Raw genomic sequence first — 17,376 nt, forward strand, 5'->3', positions numbered from 1 at the left:
AACATCCCCCTCCTTACGTAATAGAACGAATACGTGGATCAACAATACGATGAATAATATCTGTAATAAAAATACATACAATTAAAAGTGCACTATAAAAAATGGTTGTTCCCATAATCACTGGATAATCTCGATTAAAAATACTATCTACAAAATATTTTCCGAGACCAGGAATTGAAAAAATCTTTTCAATAACGAAAGTACCTGTTAAAAGTCCCGCCATTAATGGTCCAACAAATGTAAGTACCGGAACAATTGCATTTCGAAGAGCATGTCTTATAATAATCTTCTTAATCGGTATACCTTTCGCTCTCGCTAACTTAATATAATCACTCTGCAGTACTTCGATCATATTAGAGCGAACAAATCTTGTAATCACTGCGATTGGTCCTAACGCTAATGCAAAGGATGGCAATACCGTATGTTCAAATGTACCCCAAGAAGCTGCTGGTAAGAGCTCGAATTGAATAGCCAATACTTGTATAAATAGTGGTGCTAAAATAAAGCTCGGAATAGAAATACCGAGGATGGCAAGTAAACTTACACCGTAATCAATTACCTTCCCATGATAGAGAGCAGCAAATGTACCTGCAGCAATTCCGACTAGCAATGAAATAATAAGTGCTTGTAAACCAATAATTGCTGATGGACCAAAACCAGTTGTTATAATTTCTGATACACCTTGCCCGGTTGATTGAACAGATTCACCAAAATCAAAATGAACTACGCCGTCTAAATAAGCAACATATTGATTCCATAACGGTTCATCAAGGTGATACTTCGCTCTCATGTTTTGGATCACTTCTTCAGGAAAGATTTTTGCATCTGATGAAAATGGATCCCCCGGAATAATATGCATAATTAGAAATGTCACCGTCGTAATAACCCATAGCGTGAACACCATAACTGATAATTTTTTAATTACATACACCCCAATAACCCCCTAAACACATATATTTACTTAGTTTTATAAACGTACTTTTTCCATTACTCCCTTTTCTCTTTTTAGAATACAAAAAGCCTTGATCTTAAAAAATAAGATCAAGGCTTAATAAACAAAGGCCCATCACTTATCTTTCAAGACTTGCTTGCTGGAATTAGCACGGTGTTCCTATTACAGAACCCGCTGCTGAGGTGTCATAGGGCCAGTCCCTCTACCTCTCTGGATAAGTAAATTGCTATATTATTATTTGGTTCAAATTGTATATTTCGAATTATAATTCTGAAAAAATGAAAAGTCAATCAAATTGGATATATTTAGAAAAATCAGTTTTTAATACTTTTATTTATCTATATCGTATTTCGCTTATAATAAAAAAAGATATGAAAGGAGTTATAAGATGGACCCCTTACTTCTAGCTACTATAGGATTACCCTTAACAATCGTTATACTTGTCATCATCGGCTTCTACAAACTCTTCATCAAAAAGAAAAGTATCACTTCTTTTTATACCCCTTTCGATAATATTACCGGGCAAACTATTTCCGAATTTCACGAAGAACAGAAGATATTAGTATCCGAGGATGAAGATGGAGATAGCAAGAAGAAAAAATAACCTTGCATAGGCAAGGTTATTTTTTCGTTTCTGCTTGAAAACGTTTATAGTATGTCGATGCTGTTGCAAAATTAATTTCTATATCACGAATCAACGATGAATCTTCTTCTTTAGCTAACTTCTGTAATTTTTTCATTGCTTGTTCTGATTCATTCAAGAAACCAACATATACCTCATGTTCTTGCTCTTTCGATTTTGGAACACGAATTTCTTTACGTATATGATCAATATCTTCTAACATGCTAGTTGTTACCTTTTGCACATCTTCTTTATATGTAGCATTCGTTATTTCCTTACCGCCCTTTTCTTTTGCCACTTCAAATAACTGCAGTGCTTTATTAATTTCTTTATTGATTTTTATATCGTATTTTTCATGTACTGCACGGTATTCTTTCATCTCTTCTGTTTGTTCAGTAGATTGCTCTACCTTTTCTTTCGTATCTTTATTTCCATTACACCCTGCTAGAAGGAGCATACTTCCCATTACAGCAATACCCAAAACCTTCTTCATCTCTTCTTCTCCTTTTATCTACAGCTATTACTCATTATAGTTTCTTTTATCTCCACTTGTTATTATACCGAGAACGCCCTACTTTTTACACTTAAGACGACATCGTAATATATATACCAACATGTTTGTCACAGTATCGTCACTTTATACAAATAACTTTTGCAATGCTTTACTACTCACCTTACAAAACTGTAAGCACACATAAAGAACAAACCATGCTAGACTTACATATGCATAACGCAAACATATGTAAGGTTTTAAGGAGAATCATCTATGTACAACACAATACCTTTTATGGGAGAAGATATTCGTGTCCTTATTCGCGAAAAATCACTTCATATCGAAAATACAGAGAGCCTTCGCCGCGTATTAAAGAAGAAGCATGCTCCATTTAAGTTAGCTCAATATTTAAAACAACAACATACAAATCAATTTCATACCGTGCTCAATATATCGGATAAATCATTAACAATCGAAATCATCGGTCATGTCTACATTGGAAACTTTGCAGATACCTTAAAGGAAATCCCACGTATACCGAAGATTGCTCCTATTATCGTTAAAAAAGCGTATAAAATTACTGACCATACCGATATTATCGACTGTGGGGAAAAAGAAGTCGATAGTAATCGCTGGGTGTGGGATAAACTTGCTGTTTTATATGATACGATCATGAATAATATGTATGAGGTATTTCAAAGAAATGAAAAAAAGAACTGATTCAAACATTCCCTTTGAATCAGTTCTTTTTTGTTAAGCCTCTAAATTTTGTTTTTGCTGCAGTTCAAACTGCTTCTCACTTCTTCTGGCCATAAATAGATAACATAACACTGCTCCTACTTCACAAAGCGCAATAACAACACCCATCGGTAATGCTGTATTACTTCCACCAATACCTACTAGCGGAGCGACAAGCGCTCCTGAAATGAACTGTAATAAGCCTAATAAAGCTGACGCTGTTCCTGCAGCTTGCTTCTGATTTCTCATCGCTAATGAGAACCCAGTTGTTGATACAACCCCGACACTTGATACAACAAGGAATAACGAACATAAAACACCGATTAAACCTATTCCTAGTACGATTGTCAGTAGTAAAGATAGGCCGCCAACAGCTGCGATAATAATACCAGCAACAAATAATGTCTTCTCATTCACTTTCCCCGCTAAACGACCCGTTACCTGACTAGCAATAATAATACCGATGCCGTTAATCGCAAAGAATAAACTAAATTGCTGTGGTGATGCTCCGTATATGTTCTGCAACACAAATGGTGAGCCCGAAATGTATGCAAACATTGCCGCTGTTACTAATCCTTGTGACAATGCATATCCCATAAACAGACGGTCCTTTAACAATTTTCCGTACGTCGCCAAAGTCCCTGACAAACCACCCGTTTCTCTTTCTTCAGGAGGTAATGTTTCACGCAATACAAAAGTAGCTGAGATTAACATGAATACGCTAATTGCTCCAAGAACGATGAAAACACCGCGCCACGTTGTAAACTGTAATAATTGCCCCCCAATAATCGGTGCCAAAATAGGCGCTGCTCCGTTTACTAACATAAGCAGTGAGAAAAACTTCGTCATTTCAGAACCTGAATACATATCACGTACCATCGCACGTGATATAACAATCCCGGCTGATCCTGAAGCTCCTTGTAGGAAGCGCAATAATACTAATGTCCAAATAGATGGCGCAACAGCACAAAGTAAAGAAGAAGCAACATAAATAATAAGAGCAATAATAAGAGGTTTGCGTCTTCCGTAAATATCACTAATTGAGCCAACAAATAATTGTCCTACTGACAGCCCAAGCAAACAAGCTGTTAATGTAAGCTGCGCGAGGGATGCACCTGTTTGCAAATCATCCGTTAACTTCGGTAATGAAGGCAAATACATATCAATAGATAATGGTCCAATCGCCGTAAGTGTTCCTAATACAAGAATCATCCATAACCTGTTTGCCTTTACAGGTTTATATATTTCGTGATTAACTTCATTCACTTTTTCAATTCACCCTTTCCTATACAAACTGAATCGTAACAATTATAGTTACATCATAAACATACGTCAAGTACAGCGCATTTTCCTCTTTCATAATGTAAAAAAAGCGATAGAAATTCTATCGCTTTTTTTACATTGCTATTCGTAAATTTAGATACTGAGGACATCATCTCTCCCGTATCTAAATATGTAATTTGAATTGGGTCTCCTACTTCTGTAAACATAGCATATGGGAATTTCTTCACCGGTATCATAAATACCTTTTGTTCATTCTCTAAAAGTACGTACACGATTGTATTTTCACCTGATTTTTCTTTATATACACGTTGTACAATACCTTCTTTTTGCGCTTCTTTTCCTGTTGATGTTGGTCTAAATGTATCACCATTACCGCTCATTACGTTTTTATAATTCTCAAGCGCTTCTTTCTGCGAAGAACCTGTCGCAAATATTTTTGCATTAGCAGCATATACAACTGTATGTGCACGTACTAGGCCTCCGTCATCAACAACCGGAATAATCCAAGCTGGTTTACCGTATACGTTATAAATGACAGGCATTGTCCCATGCCATTTCTCTCTCTTAAAGGAATTATCTACTACTTCTGTAGCTGCTGAACCATCCATAATCCCCTTTACTTCTTTTCCATTATAGTAATATAGCTTGCCTGTGCGTGCATCTACTAATGAATAGCCTAGGGCTGAATCTACTCCTTCTTTTGGAGAAGTAAAGTCTGTAAAATAATACAATGTTCCATCTTTACCAAAGATCGGGGTCACGCCTTCTTTCGTTCCCCACTCAGTCGGAATTTTCATATCTGTTTGTGAGAATTTCGTATTCCAAAATCCGTGAATATATTTACCAAAGTACGTATTTAACGTAGATGCAGTCTCATGATTTAATACACCATCAACAAATTTAGGTGCCTTTCCTTTATCATATCTTTTCACTTCACCTGTTTGTGCATCTACTACGACAACACCTTCTACCTCAAATCCAGATCTTCCTGAAATAAATTCACCATACGTCATTGTATAATATGGTTTTCCTTTATCATCAACCTCAAATTTAGGTTTTCCTTTAAAGATTAAATTTGGTTCTGCTTGCCTTACCACACGCTCTAAATTATTACCAAAAAACATGCTTGGCACATATTTCATTTTATAACCGAGGTGCAGTTTCGCTTCCGCATCAGGATTCGTACCTGACATCGTTACGTACCCTGGAATTGTCTCAGCTTTACGCGCTTTAAAAAATCCTGAAACTTCAATCGGCGCTACATATAAGGCCTCGCCGTTTACCATTTGTGGCGTTAATTCTCCTAGCTCAAAATAAGCTACTTTTGGAATATCACCAAATACTTTTTTCATCTTATTCTCCGCTGTCTTTGGCGGCACTGTAAACGGCTGGTCATTTTCAGTAAATGGCTCTGAAATATCTTTCTCTACCTTAACAACAGAATCATATTTCTTTTGCGAGATTACTATATCATGCAAATAACCAAAGTAGCCGTAACTTGCGAGTAAAATAAACATTAGAAGTCCTTTTAATGTGCCTTCTAATTTCCCTATTTGATCTTGTGAAAATAAAACAAGCCCAATTAAAATTGCTACTGCAACAGAATAATGAGTAAGAATCGAGTCTATCCGATCATCAATTAGCCAAAAGTATTCATAGATTGCAATACCTATCCAAAATAAAACAGGAATAACTAAAATAGATGATTTCTTACCCTTTACAACCTTCTTATCTCCCTTCTTATCCACTGCTCGAAGCTTACTACTACTTCTTGTCCATGGAATCAAAAACAAAGTAAGAATAGCTAAAACTACAAATTTCATCAAAGGCACTGTCCCCTTTTCTTTTGTATTCCCTTTTAGTATAACAAATAAAGGGTATTAAGGTGAAAATAGGAATAGTTATATTTTTTTACTACTTAATACAATCCCGCTCACTACATATAGAATAGATGCAATATAAAAAATTGTACCAATTGTAAAGAAATCTACTAAATATCCCGTGGCAATAACCGCTACTGCTCCGCCAATGGATGTCCACACATGGTATTTTCCAATCTCATAACCAGCCTTTTCCTGCGCAACCTTTCGTGCTAACGAAGTCTTCTCAGTATTACGCTGCACAGCACCTAAAATGCCCATTACAATTTGAAGAATATATACATGCCATACTTCCGTGGCAATCGGAAAGCAAAGCATTAAGATTGCCATGGACCAAGCGTATATGATTAATAATTTTTTATCACCTACTTGATCAGATATCTTTCCCACTAGTGGATATACAAGTGCTGATGTTAAAGCAAATAAGCCATACGCCCAGCCAAATTGCGAGAAGCTATTTCCAACGTTTCGAAGCAATAATATATAAAAAGGAAATACCATACTTCCTGCCATCATGATGATACTTTGCGAAGCCACAAATCTTCTATATGTCATTTCGTATACTCCCTATAAAATAAATTCACAAATCTCTCTTCTGAATCTACTTCCTTCTTTTTCTTGAGAAATTCTTCAATACGAGGATATGCCCTCTTTAACTGCTCTTTCGTTGGATAAGAATAGTACGGCAAATAGTAACTACCGTTATGCTTTAAAGTAACATCAATCATCTTCCGAATGACATCCTCTGTTTTCTTTATCTCACTCTCTGAGCGTCCCTGGTTAATCAAAAGAACCAGCGCAAACATATCATCTTTCGCATAGGACAAAACTGCATTTTCATTCTTTTCCACGTAACGAATCGTAATGTTGAGTAAATTAAACTCTTCTTCATTTAATACGTTACGTAAATCATCTATATACTCCGTGAAAGCATCTATAGGCACAAAGTATTCTTGTAACACTTCGGTCCTATTTGGATTTTCATATTCCATAAAAGCACTATCTGATCTCATAACATTATTACGCGTCTCATACTTTCCATCTGTACGTTCAAAATAACCTCTTTGTATATCCCAAAATGTATTCTTTCCCCAATCACTATAACGTGATAACCCAAGTAAAAATTTCGGTACCGCTATAATATTTTCTTCCTTTAATTCACTGTACTCTTCTCTCATATTTTGATTTTGTGCCAAAGTATAATCTGTCACATACATCTCTTTTAAAAATGAATTTGGAGCAACAGAAATACGCGCTAAGTGCATACGAACATTTTCATCTCTTTTCACTTTCTCTTTGAAATAAGATACGTATTCTTTATAATCTATCATTCTCGTGTGCATTTCATATAATTCATCATCTGTTAACTTCAGCGTCACATCTAAAATAACTCCAAATAAACCGTAACCCCCAATGACATATGGAAATAACTCTGCATTTTCTTCTCTACTTACATTACGTACCGTACCATCTGCCATTAACAATCTAAATGAATCTACTGTATCAATTAGTGCCTCATGACGAATATCACGCCCGTGTACATTTACACTTAATGAACCACCAACAGTAAAAATATTTTGAGACTGCATGACCTGTACCGCAAGGCCATATGGATTTATTTTCTTCTGAATATCATTCCACGTGACACCACTTTGAACTGTAATCTGCTTCTTCTTTGGATCAAATTCTAATATTTTATTATATCCTTTCATATCGAGCATCGTGCCATTTGGATAATATGTCTGTCCTCCTTGGCTATGTTGCATGCCTGCAATGGAAATTTTCTCTCCTGAAACTTTTGCATCTCGCACTAATTTTATTAACGAGCGCTCTTCCGTAGCACTTTCAACACGTTTTATTTTTGTCGGAAGCAATTTACCTACATCACTCATAATAGGATGATCAATTTGTTTTTTATACGTATGTACAGACGTTGCAAGCAAAACCGTATATGCAACAATGACCGCCGCTATCTTTCCTTTTTTCAAATGACACTCTCCTCTTCTACATCTTTTCCTCTTTATATTGTACCTATTTTCCTATGAAGAAAGAATACAAAAAAGAGGGACCTTATTTTAGGTCCCTCCTTATCAAAACTGTTACTTTGCTGCTGGCAATTGTATTGGGTCAAACTTTTCATACGACGTATATTTTGCGTTCGTAATAATGTGTGCTTTATCCTTGCCATTGCTACTCATAATCATGTCTATCTTTGCTGATTCATATTTAAAATCTTTTGTAATGATATATTCTGCATCCACTTCTTCTATCTTCGCATTTTGTGCTTGTAACATTTTCTTCTGCGTTTCATCCATGCTAGTTAACATACTTTCTGTTTCTTGCCCTTTTAATGTAAATTTCAGTTTATATTTATCTCCGCTTTTCTCCAGCTTCATTTTATCTAAAACTACTTCCGGTACTTCTAATTTATCTATAATATCTTGAGTCGCTTTCATTCCACCAGCGTTTAATTGCTCCTCTGGTACGGTTACAACTTCTCCTGTATTAGGGTTTTTTACCTCACCAGCAACTTTACCATCCACAGTATACACTACAACATCTGTACCGGAAATATTCATTTCAGAACGAGAATTCTTTGTCTTTGGCTCTAATTGCATCTTAGCCTTTAATATATCCATCTCTGTTCCCTCAGCTTTTACCCCTACACCATATGTCATCGTTACATGTTCTTCATTTTTAAAAGCTTCATTCGTTTTCTTGAAAACATCTTTCGCCGTTAATTCCTTTTCTTTTTGAACGGATTCTTTTTTCGGCTCATCCGTCTTTGCTGTTTTCTCATTACTACACCCTACCCCTAGACTGATTGCAAGTACTAAACTTGAAACAAAAATAATTTTTTTCATACTGTTGCCCCCTTTCCCAAAATAATATCACCTCTTTTCCTATGAAATCTATATAATTTTTAATCTATACTCACTATATAGCGACATGTTTAATAAAGATCTTAAATATGATGTAAATAAAGACAACTCATTTCAGGAGGACATTATGAAGGCGATCATTTGCACACAGTATGGACCACCTAACGTTCTTCAGCTTCAAAACATAGAGAAACCTATACCTAAAAAGAACGAAGTATTAGTTAAAATTCACGCAACAAGTGTATCGACTGGAGATTGTAGAATACGCGGATTTAATAGCCCTCTATTATTTTGGATTCCTATGCGACTTATATTAGGACTTAGAAAACCGAGAAACCCTATACTTGGCGTAGAATTAGCAGGAGAGATAGAGGAGATCGGGACAGATGTAACTCAATTTAAAAAAGGAGATCAAATTTTTTCATTAACAGAACTAAATCTTGGTGGTTATGCCGAATACACATGCGTGCATGAAAGTGGATTAATAACATTAAAACCTACCAATGTAACGTATGAAGAAGCGGCAGTTATTCCTTTTGGTGGAACTTCAGCGTTGCATTTTCTGAGAAAAGGCCGAATAAAAAAGGGGCAACAAGTTCTCATATATGGTGCCTCTGGATCAGTAGGAACAGCTGCCATACAACTCGCTAAATATTTTGGTGCGATCGTTACAGCTGTTTGTAGTAATTCAAATTTTGAACTAGTGCAATCTTTAGGAGCGGATAAAGTGATTGATTATACGAAAGAAGATTTTACTAAGCGGCGCGAGCGTTACGATATTATATTTGATGCAGTTGGGAAGCATAAAAAATCCCTTTGTAAACAAGTATTAGCGCCTAATGGAAAATATGTATCTGTGAATGGAATGATGGCAAAAGTAAGTAAAGAGGATATGATTCTACTAAAAAGACTAACTGAAACAGAACATTTAAAACCTGTTATTGATAGAACTTACCGATTAGAAGAAATTGCTGAAGCTCATATGTATGTGGAAAAAGGGCATAAAAAAGGAAACGTTTCGATTACCTTAAAATAAAATATATTCAGAAAACAATATTGACAATTCTTTTTGTAAGATTTACTATTAGTACCATACTAAAAAACTACATACACATACTCTTATCAAGAGTGGCGGAGGGACTGGCCCGATGATGCCCGGCAACCGAGCTTATGACGTATAAGCTAAGGTGCTAATTCCTGCAAAACGAGTTTTCGTTTTGGAAGATAAGAGAGGAACCTATTTCGTCTATTCGGCACCTCTCTTATTTTGAGAGGTGCTTTTTATTTTGGAACGTATATGAAGGGGGAATCATAGATGAAGAAAGTATTATTAAGCATTGTAAGCGGAGCGGTACTATTATTAGGCGCATGTAGCGCAGGTTCAGATAAACAAGTAAAAGCGTTAGATGAGAAAAAGATTACTGTCGGTGTAACAGGCGGGCCGCATGAGCAGATTTTTGAAAAGGTAAAAGAAGTGGCAGCGAAAGATGGTCTCGAAATTGATATAAAAGTATTTAATGATTATGTAGCACCAAACGTATCCCTCGATGAAAAAAGCCTTGATGTAAATAGCTATCAAACGAAATCATATTTAGACGTATTTAAAGCTGAACGTAATATGAAATTAACCGAAGTATTTTCAACAGTAACATTCCCTATGGGCGTCTATTCTAAAGACATAAAAGATGTAAAAGAATTAAAAGATGGCGACGCAATCGCTGTCCCAAATGACCCAACGAATGAACTTCGTGCTTTAAAGTTATTTGAAAAAGCAGGGGTTTTAAAAGTGGATCCAAAAGCGACAGAAAAAGCGACTGCGAAAGATGTAATTGAAAATCCAAAAAAATTAAAGATTGTTGAGTTAGAGGCATCTCAATTACCAACACAACTAAGTGAAGTAAAAGCAGCTGCAATTAATACAAACTTTGCATTAGGTGCAAAATTAAGCCCTGCGAAAGATTCCATTTTCCGTGAAGGCAAAGATTCGCCTTATGTGAACTGGGTCGTTGTTCGTACTGAAAATAAAGATGATGTTGTTGTAAATAAATTAAAGAAAGCTTATCAATCTAAAGAAGTAAAAGAATTTATCGAGAAAAAATTTGATGGTTCTGTTTTACCGTCTTGGTAGGAGCTGACGATAATGATTGAATTAAAAAATGTATCCAAAGTATTTACAACAAAAAAGGGGAATGTGGAAGCTCTTAAGTCCACTTCCCTCCAAGTAAAAAAGGGCGAAGTATTTGGAATCATTGGATATAGTGGCGCTGGCAAAAGTACATTAATTCGCTGTGTAAATTTATTAGAAAAACCAACGACAGGAAATATTATTGTAAACGAGCAAGATTTAACAACACTGTCTACAAAAGAACTAGCAAAAGCGAGACAAAAAATCGGGATGATTTTTCAAGGATTCAATTTGCTCAAAACTGTTACCGTTTATGAAAATATCGCATTACCGTTACGCCTTGCTGGCGTTCCAAAATTAGAAATTGAAAAAAGGGTAGAAAAGTATTTACGTATTGTCGATCTTTTTAATCGAAAAGATGCCTATCCGAGTGAACTTTCTGGTGGCCAGAAACAACGTGTTGCCATTGCACGTGCACTATCACATGAACCGGAAGTGTTATTAAGCGACGAAGCAACGAGTGCTTTAGATCCAGAAACAACTGATTCTATTCTTGACCTATTATTAAAGATTAATGAGGAAATCGGGATTACAATTTTATTAATTACACATGAAATGAATGTCATCCAACGTATATGCGACCGAGTTGCTGTTATGGAACATGGAGCAGTAATTGAAAGCGGGACTGTGAAGGAGATCTTCACAAACCCACAACATGTAACAACGAAGAAATTTGTAAATAGTGCATTTGCAGCAAAAATCCCAGCTGAAGTACAAAAAGAACTACAAAGAACCGGAGAAATCGTAACACTTTCATTTATAGGAAATTCTTCTGGTGAACCAGCGTTAGCTATCGCTACAAAACGTTTCCAAGTGTATCCAAATATTTTATCCGGTAATATTACACAGTTAAAACATGAGGCATACGGGAAACTTGTCATTCATATGCAAGGGGAACAAAATGAAATCAACCACGCTTTATCATTTTTACAAGAGCAAGGAATCATCGTAGAAGGGGGTAGAACAGATTATGGGAAACAAGTCCTTTTTGGATGAATGGGGTAAAGTCATATGGGAAGCAACCATTCAAACATTTCAAATGACATCTATTTCACTATTCATCTCTATCCTTATTGCACTACCACTTGGTGTCACACTTGTTTTAACAAGACCTGGTGGGCAGCACGAAAATAAAATCATTTACCCAATTCTTAATACAATTATTAATATCATTCGCTCTCTTCCATTTATCATTCTATTATTCTTCATTTTACCTTTTACAAAGTTTCTAATGGGAACCTCCATTGGTGTACAAGGTGTAATCGTACCGCTTGTCGTATTCACGGCCCCTTATATTGCACGATTAATGGAAACTGCTTTATTAGAAGTAGATCGCGGCGTTATTGAAGCCTATCAAGCGATGGGCGTTTCTACTATAAAAATTATTTGGCACGTTATGGTGAAAGAAGCTCGTCCCTCCCTTGTACTTGGATTAACAATTGCAATGATTGGCTTAATCGGCGCAACAGCAATGGCTGGTCTTGTAGGCGCTGGTGGGCTAGGGGACTTAGCATATCGCTTCGGACATTTACGCTATGAACCTGAAGTAATGTATGCAACTGTCTTTATTTTAATTATCCTCGTTCAAGGATTACAGTCTTTAGGGAATGGTATTGCACGAAGGTTGAAGAAAGATTAAAAAAGAAGGTATCTCACTAAGGTGAGATACCTTCTTTTTTATCTTTTAAATCCACCTTCTGAATGAATAACTTGCCCAGTAATCCACTCAGCTTCTTCACTTACTAAAAATTTAATGAGTCTAGCTGCATCCTTTGGCTCACCAATTCTGCCAAAAGGAAACATCGGCTTTAACTCTTGTTTTATCTCTTCAGTCATCCATCCTGTATCAGTTGGTCCTGGATTAATTGCATTCACTGTTATTCCTAAATGAGCTACCTCTGCTGACAACGTACTAGTAAGAGCATCAATAGCTCCCTTCGTTGTTGCATACGCTAGTTCTCCTACCATAGGACCTTGAAATTGCCCCGAAGTCATATTCACAATTCTACCACCAGATTTTTTATCAAATCCTCGGACAAATTGACTACTGAGCAATGTAGTCGCACGAATATTCACCATATAATGCTTATCTAATTCTTCAGCAGTCAACGTAGAGAAATCATTATTCGTAGAATATGCTGCATTATTAATTAATATATGAGGGTACCCTAATTGTTCAGTAACTTTATTTATAAGCTCTTTCGGTGCATCATTCTGAGTTAAATCTAACTCCATACTTGAGACTTTAACACCGTTTTTTAGTAACTCTTCTTTTAATTGTATTTGTTCATTTTTATCAACGCCCCAAGGCATCTCTTTATCATAATCCGTCCAATACGTAAAAAATATATCGTATCCTGATTCAGCCAATTCTTTGCAAATTGCTGCGCCTATACCGTCTAGACGACTTACCCCTGTAATAACTGCTACTTTATTTTTTAATTGGTTCATCATATACTCCTCCAAGTTTAAAGGACGCATATTTTATATAAGAGATATAAACTTTCCCACAAAAAAGACAGATACATAAAATAGGCACCTATCCTTATAAAAGGGATGTACAAGCCAAATATGCATTCCTTGAATGATTTACAGATAACTAAATAAACCCTCGCTTATGAGAGAAAAATTCATCTATCTAGTTTCTAATCATTACAAGTTCATCCACATATCTAGTCTTTGCCTCCTTTTGATATATCTCTATTATTAGTCTATCAAAAAGATGAAATGTTACAAAAATAAAACAATTACTCAAAACATATATTCGTTCACATTTCCTCTATTGTGAATTTATTCACAATATATATATAATAAACATGTAAATACAATATTGGAGGGATTTCAATGGTTATCAATTTTTTAAGAACTGATAAACGTGCTACTTTCATATTATTACTTTTACGGCTTTACATAGGGTATACATGGCTCGCTGCTGGGATAGGCAAAGTCTTCGGACAATCTTTTGACGCAAGTGGCTTTCTAAAGGGTGCTATTGCTCAAGCATCAGGTGACCACCCTGCAGTACAAAGTTGGTGGGCAGATTTTCTTCAACATTTTGTCCTTCCAAACGCAGACCTATTTAGCTTTTTAGTTCAATGGGGAGAAATTTTAGTAGGTCTAGGTTTAATTTTAGGCGGATTAACAAAAACAGCTGCATTTTTCGGAATCATAATGAATCTTTCATTTTTATTAAGTGGAACCGTTAGTGTAAACCCAAACCTGCTTATTTTGACTATGTTCATTTTAGTTGCAGGGCAGAACGCTGGACGTATTGGATTAGATGGCTATGTTTCCCCTAAAATTTTCCGTAAAAACAACCACGGAACATATAAATTAAGTAAAACTGCATAGTAACAGTTTACTTTTAAAATATAAATAAGAAAAAGAGCCTGAATATAGGCTCTTTTTCTTATTTCTCCTAATTTAAACTTTTAAAGAGCCACGAAAACCTCTGGCAGCATAGTAAGAGTCTGCTCCATTATGGTACACGAAAACATGTCCAAAGCGATAATCGCAAAATAGAGCACCACCAAGCTCTCTAATATCTGAAGGTGTTTGTACCCAACTTGATGATTTCATGTCAAAATCGCCAAGTTGTTGCAATTCCCGATACTGTTCTTCCGTTAATAATTCAATGCCCATAGCATTGGCAACATCAATAACGTTATTTTCTGGTTTATGTTTTTTTCTTGATTCTAACGCTTCAAGATCATAACAAAGACTTCTGCGGCCTTTAGGACTCTCCTTTGAACAATCATAGAAAGTATATTCGTCCTTTTCTTCATCATAACCAACAACATCCGGTTCACCACCAGTTACTTCCATTTCGTTAAGTGACCACATTTTTTCATTATTAGTAGTCAGCTTCGCTTCAACTTTAGCCCATTCAAGACCTTCATGGCGGTTCATGTTTTTCTCAAAACGAGCTTGCAATACTTTCAATAACTCTTCACGTTTTTCTACTAGTAAGTCATTTTTATTTCCTGTCATATTAGTCCTCCCTGATGTATGTACTGATAGTAGTTTAAGTATATATTTTATAATAAATCATCTCAATATGAAGACCGTTTCAACCTTATGTCTTGTACAAACATCCCTTACAAAGTCCTAAAACCCTCCATACTCTCTCCAAGAATATAGTGTGAAAACCACATCAAGTTCTGCTTCATAATAGCCACATGAACTCCTGGTTGGTCAGAACTATATGCCATTCCTTTAAATATAATTAATTCTGTATCAACTTCCATATCCATTAATCCTTGATATAGATCATATGCATTTGTAATTGGAATTCTTGCATCCTTTTCCCCATGTTGAATTAAGGTAGGCGTACAAGCTGATTTAATATACGTCATAGGTGATGTCTTCGTATATATCTCTGGATCATTCCATGGAGTATTTCCTAAATACATTCTAATAAAGTAAGGTATATCTGTATTTACATAATGGGTACTCCAGTTAGTTATTCCACCGCCAACTGAAATAGCTTTAAACCGACTACTAAACGTAGAACAGAAAGCTGATACATATCCACCGTTGCTCCATCCCATAACTCCTACTCTATCCTTGTCTACCATCCCTTTTTCTACTAGTTCATCCACTCCAGATATAACATCATCGTAGTCAGCAATCCCCTGTTTTCTATAGTTAGCTTTTAAAAATTCATTACCATAACCTGAACTTCCTCTGTAATTTGGTTCTAAAACGATAAAGCCTTTTTCAACAAACTGTTCAATCGGATATTTCTCATTGAAGCAGTCTGAAAATATCGGAAAAGATGCCCAAGCCGGACCGCCGTGAATTACTACTAATAAAGGATATTTTTTATTAGTGTCCAACTCTACTGGCGTTGATAAAACACCTTCTATTTCAAGACCATCGCTACTTTTCCATGAGATGATTTCCCTGTTACTTCTAAGTTTCCCTTTGAAAAAGCTATTTTCATCCGTTATTTTTTTATCGTCTAAATAGATTTCAAAGGTTTCATTTGTTATAGCCTTATTGTAGGATATATGTTTGCCATCCTTTGTTATAGAAGCATCCATTATAAAGCCATCTACTTTTTCGCTTAATATTTCCACAGTGCCATCTTCGGCTAGCAATCCAATAAGATAATTCGTTTTATTCTGCCACCTAATTAAAACCCCTTTAGCTGTCCACTGTAATGGCATAACCGTACTATCAAAATCTGTTAAAGGTTGAATTAGCTCTCCGGTATTTATATCATATATCTCTAACGTACTATCTTGTATATGGTTTCTATAGTAACCCTTCTCTCTTATGCTTGCTGTGTAACATATTTCACTGCCGTCAGGAGAAAAGCAAACACTCCCTCCCAACAACTTATCCACATTCAGCTTTTGTAGCTCTCCAGCTTTAATATGGAGTATGTATAGATCTCCATTTATATAATCTGCCATATTTGAGCTTGGTGTCGCCATAAATACAACCTTTTTACCATCATTTGAAATATCAAATTCATGGATATGAAAATCCTTACCATCCGTTAATTGATAAACAACTCTGTTCTCGTGTTCATCTGTATCACTTTGTATCACCTTCTCTATTTCAATGTAATATAAACAATTATTCTGGTGTTCCTTACCTATATGTTGAAAATCTCCATATAGATCCTTACGTTTCTTTATCTCCTCACATTCTTTTGACTGCGTAACATAATAAAGACCCTTGCCAGTAGGACCCCATTTGAATGTACTGACTCCTTCTTTCTCATCGGTAATTTGAACCTCTCTATAACCATCTAGTGACTTAACAAATATCTGATTTTTCCCATCACCAACTGGACTAAGATATGCGATACACCTAGCATCTGGAGACCATAATGGGTGTGTACTATCTATATCACCATTTGATAATGGGTAACTCTGCTTCTTATCTTTTTCATATATCCATACATGATTCCTATATGTATTGTCTTTCCAATCAGCCGTCTTCTTAACAAATGCTACGTTTTTACCATCATCACTTATGTTTGTACTTGATACGGTTGGCAATGAAATAATCTCTTCTATACTTAGATATGTTTTTTCATTCACTTTCATCAATATCCCCCCTTGAAATGTCCATAAATCTCTCGTCTCTTTTTGCCGTAATAAAGGAAATTGTTCACGAATACTTAAAATGATAACGGAAAATTCAGATAAGCAAAAGTGAAGTCGATAAAGTAAAACTTTAATTTATGGAGTTCTATCCACTTACCAATTCTAGATGTTCTTTTTCGACACAAAAACACCCCTTTTAGATACAAATTTGTAAATTTATTTTAAAGCTATAACTATATATTGGTTTGGAATAAAATTTGATAAAAATGAAGTCACAA

The 17,376-nt window shown here is 35.6% G+C and carries 16 protein-coding genes, 1 pseudogene and 2 riboswitches; of the genes and pseudogenes, 7 read left to right on the forward strand and 10 right to left on the reverse strand.

From position 1 onward, the window contains the following. Positions 1 to 13 precede the first annotated feature (13 nt). Positions 14 to 931 (reverse strand): ABC transporter permease, encoded by a 918-nt coding sequence (locus IQ781_RS14570; protein WP_000289312.1) that lies wholly within the window; start codon positions 929 to 931, stop codon positions 14 to 16. Positions 932 to 1,067: 136 nt separating this feature from the next. Then, a riboswitch (SAM riboswitch) is annotated at positions 1,068 to 1,173 on the reverse strand. Between the two features lie 167 nt (positions 1,174 to 1,340). Here IQ781_RS14570 and IQ781_RS14575 point away from each other — a divergent pair. After that, the gene (locus IQ781_RS14575) at positions 1,341 to 1,556 is read left to right on the forward strand and encodes a DUF3951 domain-containing protein (RefSeq protein ID WP_065382033.1); all 216 of its coding nucleotides are present in this window, start codon (positions 1,341 to 1,343) and stop codon (positions 1,554 to 1,556) included. A gap of 16 nt (positions 1,557 to 1,572) precedes the next feature. On the opposite strand, the gene IQ781_RS14580 is transcribed toward IQ781_RS14575, so the two are convergent. Next, positions 1,573 to 2,067, reverse strand: coding sequence for a hypothetical protein (locus tag IQ781_RS14580; RefSeq protein ID WP_000756541.1), 495 nt, complete (start codon positions 2,065 to 2,067; stop codon positions 1,573 to 1,575). Between the two features lie 273 nt (positions 2,068 to 2,340). On the opposite strand from IQ781_RS14580, the gene IQ781_RS14585 reads away from it, so the two are divergent. Beyond that, the gene (locus tag IQ781_RS14585; RefSeq protein ID WP_000282860.1) at positions 2,341 to 2,787 is read left to right on the forward strand and encodes a hypothetical protein; all 447 of its coding nucleotides are present in this window, start codon (positions 2,341 to 2,343) and stop codon (positions 2,785 to 2,787) included. 33 nt (positions 2,788 to 2,820) lie between these two features. Here the strand turns inward: IQ781_RS14585 and IQ781_RS14590 are convergent, their stop codons facing one another. From IQ781_RS14590 to IQ781_RS14610, 5 genes and pseudogenes are all read right to left on the reverse strand, one after another. Continuing rightward, a complete protein-coding gene (locus IQ781_RS14590; protein WP_224200803.1) occupies positions 2,821 to 4,080 on the reverse strand; it encodes a multidrug effflux MFS transporter in 1,260 nt (419 codons plus the stop codon). Between the two features lie 116 nt (positions 4,081 to 4,196). Further along, positions 4,197 to 5,912 (reverse strand): annotated as a pseudogene (locus IQ781_RS14595) (DUF3981 domain-containing protein); the annotation flags it as partial. A 78-nt stretch (positions 5,913 to 5,990) separates the two neighbouring features. Next, positions 5,991 to 6,524, reverse strand: a complete 534-nt coding sequence (locus tag IQ781_RS14600; RefSeq protein WP_000222361.1) for an MFS transporter — start codon at positions 6,522 to 6,524, stop codon at positions 5,991 to 5,993. Then, positions 6,521 to 7,957, reverse strand: a complete 1,437-nt coding sequence (locus IQ781_RS14605; RefSeq protein WP_100651822.1) for an FAD-binding oxidoreductase — start codon at positions 7,955 to 7,957, stop codon at positions 6,521 to 6,523. The genes IQ781_RS14600 and IQ781_RS14605 overlap by 4 nt, the downstream gene beginning before the upstream one ends. 111 nt (positions 7,958 to 8,068) lie before the next feature. After that, positions 8,069 to 8,833 (reverse strand): DUF6612 family protein, encoded by a 765-nt coding sequence (locus tag IQ781_RS14610; protein ID WP_000720094.1) that lies wholly within the window; start codon positions 8,831 to 8,833, stop codon positions 8,069 to 8,071. A 145-nt stretch (positions 8,834 to 8,978) separates the two neighbouring features. Between IQ781_RS14610 and IQ781_RS14615 the strand changes: the two genes are divergently transcribed. The 4 genes from IQ781_RS14615 (at position 8,979) to IQ781_RS14630 (ending at position 12,675) form a co-directional block, all read left to right on the forward strand. After that, complete coding sequence (locus IQ781_RS14615) at positions 8,979 to 9,887, forward strand: NAD(P)-dependent alcohol dehydrogenase (RefSeq protein ID WP_050252108.1); 909 nt, start codon at positions 8,979 to 8,981, stop codon at positions 9,885 to 9,887. 80 nt (positions 9,888 to 9,967) lie between these two features. Continuing rightward, a riboswitch (SAM riboswitch) is annotated at positions 9,968 to 10,082 on the forward strand. 84 nt (positions 10,083 to 10,166) lie between these two features. After that, on the forward strand, positions 10,167 to 10,979 hold the full coding sequence (locus IQ781_RS14620; RefSeq protein WP_050252107.1) for a MetQ/NlpA family ABC transporter substrate-binding protein: 813 nt from the start codon (positions 10,167 to 10,169) through the stop codon (positions 10,977 to 10,979). A 12-nt stretch (positions 10,980 to 10,991) separates the two neighbouring features. After that, positions 10,992 to 12,032 (forward strand): methionine ABC transporter ATP-binding protein, encoded by a 1,041-nt coding sequence (locus IQ781_RS14625; protein WP_000571355.1) that lies wholly within the window; start codon positions 10,992 to 10,994, stop codon positions 12,030 to 12,032. Continuing rightward, positions 12,007 to 12,675 (forward strand): methionine ABC transporter permease, encoded by a 669-nt coding sequence (locus tag IQ781_RS14630; protein ID WP_050252106.1) that lies wholly within the window; start codon positions 12,007 to 12,009, stop codon positions 12,673 to 12,675. Before IQ781_RS14625 ends, IQ781_RS14630 begins: the two co-directional genes overlap by 26 nt. 38 nt (positions 12,676 to 12,713) lie before the next feature. Here the strand turns inward: IQ781_RS14630 and IQ781_RS14635 are convergent, their stop codons facing one another. Beyond that, entirely contained in the window at positions 12,714 to 13,490 is a 777-nt protein-coding gene (locus tag IQ781_RS14635) for an SDR family oxidoreductase (protein ID WP_050292790.1), read from the reverse strand. 390 nt (positions 13,491 to 13,880) lie between these two features. Between IQ781_RS14635 and IQ781_RS14640 the strand changes: the two genes are divergently transcribed. Beyond that, on the forward strand, positions 13,881 to 14,387 hold the full coding sequence (locus IQ781_RS14640) for a DoxX family membrane protein (protein ID WP_060634669.1): 507 nt from the start codon (positions 13,881 to 13,883) through the stop codon (positions 14,385 to 14,387). Between the two features lie 72 nt (positions 14,388 to 14,459). Here the strand turns inward: IQ781_RS14640 and IQ781_RS14645 are convergent, their stop codons facing one another. Both IQ781_RS14645 and IQ781_RS14650 read right to left on the reverse strand, forming a co-directional pair. Continuing rightward, positions 14,460 to 15,026 (reverse strand): DUF4256 domain-containing protein, encoded by a 567-nt coding sequence (locus IQ781_RS14645; protein WP_000147394.1) that lies wholly within the window; start codon positions 15,024 to 15,026, stop codon positions 14,460 to 14,462. 107 nt (positions 15,027 to 15,133) lie between these two features. After that, positions 15,134 to 17,098, reverse strand: a complete 1,965-nt coding sequence (locus IQ781_RS14650; RefSeq protein WP_016126168.1) for a S9 family peptidase — start codon at positions 17,096 to 17,098, stop codon at positions 15,134 to 15,136. Positions 17,099 to 17,376 lie beyond the last annotated feature (278 nt).

Source organism: Bacillus sp. N447-1 (assembly GCF_022701035.1).
GTDB lineage: Bacteria > Bacillota > Bacilli > Bacillales > Bacillaceae_G > Bacillus_A > Bacillus_A cereus.